This is a genomic window from Zhongshania sp., assembly GCF_041623545.1.
In the GTDB taxonomy this organism is placed as follows: Bacteria; Pseudomonadota; Gammaproteobacteria; order Pseudomonadales; family Spongiibacteraceae; genus Spongiibacter.
This window is the reverse complement of the sequence record NZ_JBFJWS010000162.1, coordinates 1-7,207: the sequence shown is the minus strand read 5'-3', so window position 1 is coordinate 7,207 and position 7,207 is coordinate 1. Positions and strand designations below refer to the sequence as shown.

Below are 7,207 nucleotides of genomic sequence, written 5' to 3'. Positions count from 1 at the left end.
GCCGCCGTTTCTGTAACTTCGAAGCAAACTTGCCGATTATCAAGATTGACACTCGACAGCGTGGTAAGCAAAAACTTCTTAAATTTCTCGCTACTTAAAGATTGGCCTGAAAGATTAATACTCCAGATGGAATCCGGGCTAATGCTAGAAATATCATGCCGTTCCAGCATTTCAAGGCTACTTTTCACTACCCACTCATCAATACTCGGCATAAGATCATAGCGCTCAGCTGCATCTATAAATTTGGCTGGCGACAAGGGTTCTCCTGTTTCATCAACAATTCGTAACAGGATCTCGTAGTGGGGTGGGCCACCCGATAATGAAGCCATTGGCTGGCAATACAATAAAAAACTTTGCTGACCAATAGCTGCTTTAACCTTGCGCAACCACAGCATTTCGGACTTGTGCTGAGTCAGTTTCTCATCTTCTGGGTTATAGCGATGCTGGCGCTGAAAGGAGTTATCCTTGGCAAGGACGCAGGCAATGTCACCAGCAACCAGCCAGTCTGCGGCGTCCTCCAAACCGTCTTCTTTACTGACAATGCCAACATTGACACTAAAGCCGCAATCTTCTGGTATGAGCTGTCGGTTTTTCGCCGCAAGGTCAATATTGGCCAGTAATTGATCTAGCATCACTTGGAAATTATTTGCGTCGTCTCCGTGCAACACTACCGCAAATTCATTGCTATCAACTCGCCCAATTAAATGATCCACGCTAAATTGAGCGAGTAAAATATCAGCAAAACTGCGCAGCAGATGATTGCTAAGCGCATAGCCAAAATTTTCTACAATGATTTTGTAATTATTAAAATAAAAAACAAGCAACAAGCAGGAGCTACTATCTTGATTCAATAGATTAGAAAATCTGCCTTCAAATTCTGCCCTATTCAACATTCCCGTTAGCGGGTCATAGCGAGACTGAATTATTTTCCGGCTCATTTCAGCTTGAATTTCAACCAACTGACGATCGCTATTACTAAATTCGTGATCAACATCGTACTTTACGACAACAAAAACACCCGCTAAGCGGTTATTTTCTGCTGCTATCGGCACGCACACCAATTTCGTACCATCAGCTATTTCGATGCAATGTGTTTTAGCATCCGCATCCGAATTCAATACTACCGCTTTCTCTAAGGCTGCCACCAAGTCGTAACACTGATAAAGCTGTCGACTCGTCAATGGTTGCGCAGCGCCGGCAATACTTTCAACTGAGCTTATAAGTAAATTATTCCCAGGAATCGAAATCACGGCATAATCGACATTAAGGAAGGTCGCGCAATCGTCGACGAGTTGCTGCAAAGATCTATTCCCAGCCCCCAATACGCCGCTGGATAATTCAGCATGATCTTTAACACTATAAACTAAATTCAACTCTTCATAGCGCCGCCCCAACTCTTCAGCCATATCGTCTAATTCAATATGCAGCGAAAGCTCATAAGTGATTTCTGAAGACACACCAGCGACTAATTCGCTAAAGTATTCGGTAAAGCGCTGCGCGTCTTGCTCAGTCGGGATTTTAGCTCGAGCGTAGACAAATGATACAAGCCGTCCGTCAGCCAAGCTTTGGGGAAAGCCAACAGCGACGCTGCCACCGCACGTAATCTCAGTTTTCTCACTGACTGACAAGGATGCTTTCAACTCCTGGGCATCAAGCTTTGCGATCACCGATTTGTTGCCGAAGCTGTATATAGGATGGCAATCCTCATCTAAAATTGCCAAGCACTCTAGGCGGCCGAGAATGTGCTCAAGCGCCTTAAAAAATCGCTCAAAATCAATATTTTTTAGCTGCGACAACATCACAAATGCCCCCGCTGCGTCCCCTTGCTACTGTCTAGCAACTCGGCAAGTAGTGCTATCAACTGACGAAGGCTTGCTGGCTTTTCCAAAAACGTGAGATTCTGCATTTTCCCAGACCATTCGCGATGTTCTATATCCGTTTTAGAGGTGGAAATAATAATTGGAAATTGCCGATCTGGGATCTCTTCTTCAATGCGACGACATAACTCCCGGCCATCCATTTTAGGCATCGCAATATCCGTTATGAGTGCATCTGGAAATTGAATCTTAAGCTTTGCCAGCGCCTCTTCGCCATTGCGCGCGTGCTCAACGTCGTATCCTGCACGCTCTAGGGCAATACGGATAACACGGAAAATATGTGGCTCGTCTTCGGCAATGAGTATTCTTTTCATTAGGAACTCACTTTTTCGATAATATTAAATTTCTTATTAAAGGTGATAGTAAAAGTACTGCCTTCACCGAGTTCACTTTCCACAACGAGACTACCGTGGTGCAATTGAATAATATTACGAGACAAGGTTAAGCCCAGACCGTGACCAGATTTCTGACGAATACCTTCATCCTCTGAACGGTAGAATTTATCAAATATATGCTGCTGGTCATCAGCTGAAATCCCTGGCCCCTTATCTTCTACTCTAATGATAATTTGCTCATCAGTTTCTTCCGCAATCAGCGTTACCTGACCGCGCTCGCCACTGTATTTAATCGCATTAGACAGCAAATTATTGATTGCCACCCGCAGCAGCTCTTTGTCAGCCACGATAACGCTCAGGTTCTCCGGTATGCTTTTTTCCAAAACTAGCTCGGTGTTTTCCGCACTGCGCTGCATGGTGTCAAAGATATCCTTTAGGAAATCCTGCAATTTGATTCGGCTGCGCTCTAATGAAATTTCGCCAATCTCGATTTTGGCAATATTTAATAGATTATTAACTAGGCTTGCCATGCGATCGACTTGATCGTAAATAGTGTTGACCGACTCAGTCAACAATGCTGGCTCGACATCGTCTTCCATTAAGGTTTCAGCGTACATTTTAATTACGTGCAGCGGTGTTTTTAGCTCATGAGCAGCATTAATAACAAACTCTTCAGATATTTTCTTGTTTTGCACTTCACTACTAATATCCCTAAAGACGTAAAGGCTGCCCAAAACCTCATTAGAATTGCTTTTATTTAACAGTGGCCGGGCGCTAACCATCGCAATTTTTCTGTTGCTCGGCGCTTCGGAATAGCAAAATTCTAAACGTTCCATATTACTGCTGGCCGGGTTTTTTAAGTGCCTACCAATATATTGGACGACCTCAGGGACATTGCACCACTCACTATAAAGGGTCTCTTTAGTACGAGAGGCGGAAGCAGGAAAAAAGCGCAGCATTCGATTATTACAAAAGGTCGTTAATCCGCTCCGATCCAGCGCCAACACCCCGTCTGGCAGCGCGTTTATAACCGCCTCAGCGCGTAATTTATCAAAATTCAAGACTTTGCTATTAAGCTGCAATGAATCCTGCTTCATCTCAATTTCAGAAATAATCGTTTTGGTGTTGGCAACTAGTTCATTAAAATTTTCGAGCAGTGGTGAGGACTGGACGCTATTGTCGATGCCGCTTAGCTCCTTACTGTCCTTCATGCTTTTAAAATGATTACTCAACAATTTGATTGGCACATACGTCGTGAATAGTGCGGAAAGTGCGGCGAATGTCAGCAATATCAGCGGGAGCGACAGCAAAAGATAATAGATCCCCCCTGAAGGCCAATAAAACTTGGGTTTGAACATACCCAAGCGCAGCACGCGATCCTCAACCTCACTAACCGGGCTATAGAACTCGGTGATATCGTCTGCGCCGCCGTTAACGCTAAAGTCGCGGTAACCGTGCTGTTGACGCTGGTTGGATGACAAAGGCATCGCGGGCACGATCAAATTGGCAAGGCGATTACTGTGATCGGCAAGTCGTTTGCCGTGGCGAGTCTCGACGAGTAAGTAAAGAAAATTAGGATGCTTGCGCAGCTGCGCCAGCAGTGGCCCACCGCCATCACTCTCCAGCTCGGCCAAACCTGCTCGCGACAAACGCCCCAATATGGCGCTATTTGCCTCCCCAAATAGCTGGGTTTCGCGGCCACTTTCGGCAGCAGCTTGCCAACTATACACAACCAGCAACAAAGCTAAACTTAAACTAGCAATCAATACCAAGGAGAAGAAAGCCGGCACCTGCATTGTTCTTCTGCGTACCTGTTGGCGACGATCCTTGCGCAGACCTTTTTTACGTCGCTCACTACTTTTATCTACTGCATCTTCTGGCATAAAACTCTCTGTCCCCTGATCAAGCTCGCTCGCAGCCGGTATTGGCGATTTACCCATCACCTTCAGCATTTACGACGGCTCCCAATGCAGCACCAAGGATTCGCGAACAAATCCACACGCCCAATCAACAGCAAGATTGAGTGCGCGCCACCCCATTTTTTTATAATCATATCATCCACTTAAACACGTTTTTTATGGAAAAACTAACGCAATTTCGCAATAGACAAGGATACACACCCAGCGCATCGTGCCATATGCGTAGTTTCCCGTGCCGAGCCCACGCCAATCTCAGTAAAAACAATGGATTAGTGTCATTTAAAACCGTCTGACCGGCACCAGGGACGTAAATTCAAGCCTTCTTACGATAGTTTAGTCGTAAACTCGTAAAATGCGCTGCTTTACTATTACGAGCTTATACGGGGAAATTGAGAAGGGGAATTGGCTTTGATATATTCACCGGTGCTAGTCGTCGACACCTTTCGGAATGTAGCTCAGCTTGGTAGAGCACTGCGTTCGGGACGCAGGGGTCGGAGGTTCGAATCCTCTCATTCCGACCAGCCTAATACATTCACCGGCAGTACTTAGCCGAGAGCAGCCGCTATATTTATCCTAGCTCGGCGCTAATCAGAGGCGTAGGCAAGAATATTCGCGGCGGTCGTGATAAGCCCGCCGTTGGCGGGCAGCGTTGCACCAGTTAGCCAGCGCGCTTCATCACTGGCAACAAAACTGACAATGTCGGCAATGTCATCGGGTTCGCCGAGACGCCGCAGAGCCGTCCACGGTGGAATCTTACTCGTCCAACTTTGACCGGCTATTCGATCAGTGTTAGTGGGACCCGGCGCAACGGTGTTCAGCGTAATGCCGCGCTCACCCAACTCTTGAGCGGCCGAGCGAATAAAGGCTTCGGCACCCGCTTTAGCCGCCGCCAGCGTGGAGGCGCCGTAGGCGGGGTGAGTCGCGGCGCCGGAGGAGATCAACACCACCCGACCCGCTTCACTTTTGGTCAATCGCGCAAACTCTGCGGTGGCTAACATAACCGCGCGCAAATTTAAGGCGATAACCTTATTGATGTCCGCCAGCTCAGCGTTAACCACCAAACCGCCGCCGCTACCGCCGGCATTGCACACCAAAATATCCAGGCTACCGTTTATAGCAAAGGCTTCTTGGACAATGCGTATTGGCGCCTCTTCAGTACTCAAGTCGCCCATAACGACTGCCGCCGTGCCACCGGCATGGCGAATCGCCTCTGCGACGGCATTGGCTTTATCGCTGTTTTCACGCGCATGTAAAATCACCATAGCGCCATCGGCGGCGAGCTTTTGTGCAATGGCAGCGCCTATTCCCCGGGACGAGCCGGTCACTAAGGCAACCCTATTTTTTAGCCGCATATTTAAGTCCTTAAAAATTGAGACGACAACATTGCTTCGCCAACATCGAATACTACAGTAGCTCGGTCTGCTGCCTTGATCCCTGATGAAAGACCGCCACGAGAGAGTAACGCATAAAGCCCGGACAGGTAGTTAGGTAGTCGTGCAGCGCATGTTTTACGATCTCAGCAAAGGTCTCGCCTTGGTATTTCCACTGTTCCGACTCAGAGAGCTGCTTGATTTTGCTATTCATAGCCGACATATCACAGTGAACGCGCAGTTTAGCATCGCGGCTTTTACTGTCGTCAGTAACCACGATCGCGAGCGTCGACTCAGCAGAATTCCACTCGAACATCAGATAGAGAGAGTCGTCGTCGATATTCACTGCTAACAAACCCACCGCACGCTCTACGCAGTCAGCTAACAGTGCTTCAATACGCCAATCTGCTGGACGAGTAACGGTACTGCTATGCAGCGTGTACTCCCCGCCATTCTCTGACACTGCGGTCTCGGTCCACGTTAACGACTGCTCATTATAATTCTGTTGATAAACCACTGGGGCCCCTTAAATGAAAAGGGCTGCCTCGCTAGGCGAGGCAGCCCGAAAATAATGTATTCAAAGATTGCGGCTAAAAAATAATGCCCTTAACGAATACTGGCGGTAGCGCGGCTTGCCAAATGGCTCGCAATTTTACGTTTTTGATAATCTTTTGCTGCACTGGCAACAGTACCGCCATTACCAGACTCCAACCAGCGTTTTATGCGGCCGGCATCCCCCATTGGGCTGGTTTTACCAAAGGAATCTAACATGACAATTAGCAGGTCTTTGCCATCAACATTGGCTTTCATTACCAAGCAGCGACCCGCTTCATCGAGGTAACCGGTTTTGCTCATTGCTACGTCCCAACGCTGATAGCGCACCAGCGGATTGGTATTCACGTAATCGAGACGATACCGAGGGCGGCTAAAATAAGCGGTGTGGATCGGTGTTGTCGAATATGCAGTAATATCGCGATACTTAGCCGCAGCCGCCACCAACTTAGCCAAGTCTGCGGCCGTTGAAACATTATTCTGAGACAAGCCACTACTGTCGACAAAGTGAGTATTTTTCATGCCCAAAGCGCGTGCCTTGGCGTTCATTCTGGCGACAAAAGCGGGTAAACCACCGGGAAAATTGCGCCCCAAGGCAGCCGCAGCGAGATTCTCTGAGGACATCAAGGCCAAACGCAGCACTTCACCGCGGGGTAGCTCTGAGTCGACACGAATGCGGGAGTGGTAGTAATTAATGGCCTTGCGGTCGTCATTACTGAACCGAATCGTTTCATTCAATGGCAACTTTGCATCCAACACCACCATCGCCGTCATCACCTTGGTCAAGGAGGCGATTGGCTTGACCATATTGGCGTACTTTTTATACAGCACTTCACCGCTGTCGGCATCGACAACCACGGCACTCACCGAGGCGAGCTGCAGATTCGCTGGGTTGCGACCACCGTTATCTGCCGCCATGAGTGGCGATATAAATAGGGCCAAAGCCAAAGAAAGCATTATTCTTGTCATTACGATACCAATTAGCAAAGGTTAACTAACACTATGATTTAGCGGAGATTAGCACAGCCCTAAAAACCAAAATGTCGACTCTGTTCAATTTTTATACAAATACGGTGTTTCCCGTACTATTAAACCTATTCCACAGCCTTCAGGCGCAGCGTATCTAATATCTGATCTACCGCTGCGCGGTCCAT

6 protein-coding genes and 1 tRNA gene are annotated in these 7,207 nt (G+C 47.8%); 1 reads left to right on the top strand and 6 read right to left on the bottom strand.

The annotated features are described in order from the left end of the window. The 3 genes from ABYT30_RS13190 to ABYT30_RS13180 form a co-directional block, all read right to left on the bottom strand. Positions 1–1,799: EAL domain-containing protein (locus tag ABYT30_RS13190; protein ID WP_373096906.1), on the bottom strand; the 1,799-nt coding region annotated here is incomplete at its 3' end. After that, positions 1,799–2,191, bottom strand: a complete 393-nt coding sequence (locus tag ABYT30_RS13185; RefSeq protein ID WP_373082420.1) for a response regulator — start codon at positions 2,189–2,191, stop codon at positions 1,799–1,801. The genes ABYT30_RS13185 and ABYT30_RS13190, both read right to left, overlap by 1 nt. Further along, complete coding sequence (locus tag ABYT30_RS13180) at positions 2,191–4,164, bottom strand: ATP-binding protein (protein WP_373082422.1); 1,974 nt, start codon at positions 4,162–4,164, stop codon at positions 2,191–2,193. The genes ABYT30_RS13185 and ABYT30_RS13180 overlap by 1 nt, the downstream gene beginning before the upstream one ends. A 411-nt stretch (positions 4,165–4,575) precedes the next feature. On the opposite strand from ABYT30_RS13180, the gene ABYT30_RS13175 reads away from it, so the two are divergent. Continuing rightward, positions 4,576–4,652, top strand: a tRNA-Pro gene (locus tag ABYT30_RS13175). 63 nt (positions 4,653–4,715) lie between these two features. Here ABYT30_RS13175 and ABYT30_RS13170 read toward each other — a convergent pair. From ABYT30_RS13170 to pbpG, 3 genes are all read right to left on the bottom strand, one after another. Beyond that, complete coding sequence (locus tag ABYT30_RS13170; RefSeq protein ID WP_373082425.1) at positions 4,716–5,483, bottom strand: SDR family oxidoreductase; 768 nt, start codon at positions 5,481–5,483, stop codon at positions 4,716–4,718. A 52-nt stretch (positions 5,484–5,535) separates the two neighbouring features. Next, on the bottom strand, positions 5,536–6,018 hold the full coding sequence (locus ABYT30_RS13165) for a hypothetical protein (protein ID WP_373096905.1): 483 nt from the start codon (positions 6,016–6,018) through the stop codon (positions 5,536–5,538). Between the two features lie 89 nt (positions 6,019–6,107). Continuing rightward, positions 6,108–7,022, bottom strand: coding sequence for a D-alanyl-D-alanine endopeptidase (pbpG, locus tag ABYT30_RS13160; RefSeq protein ID WP_373096903.1), 915 nt, complete (start codon positions 7,020–7,022; stop codon positions 6,108–6,110). Between the last annotated feature and the right edge of the window lie 185 nt (positions 7,023–7,207).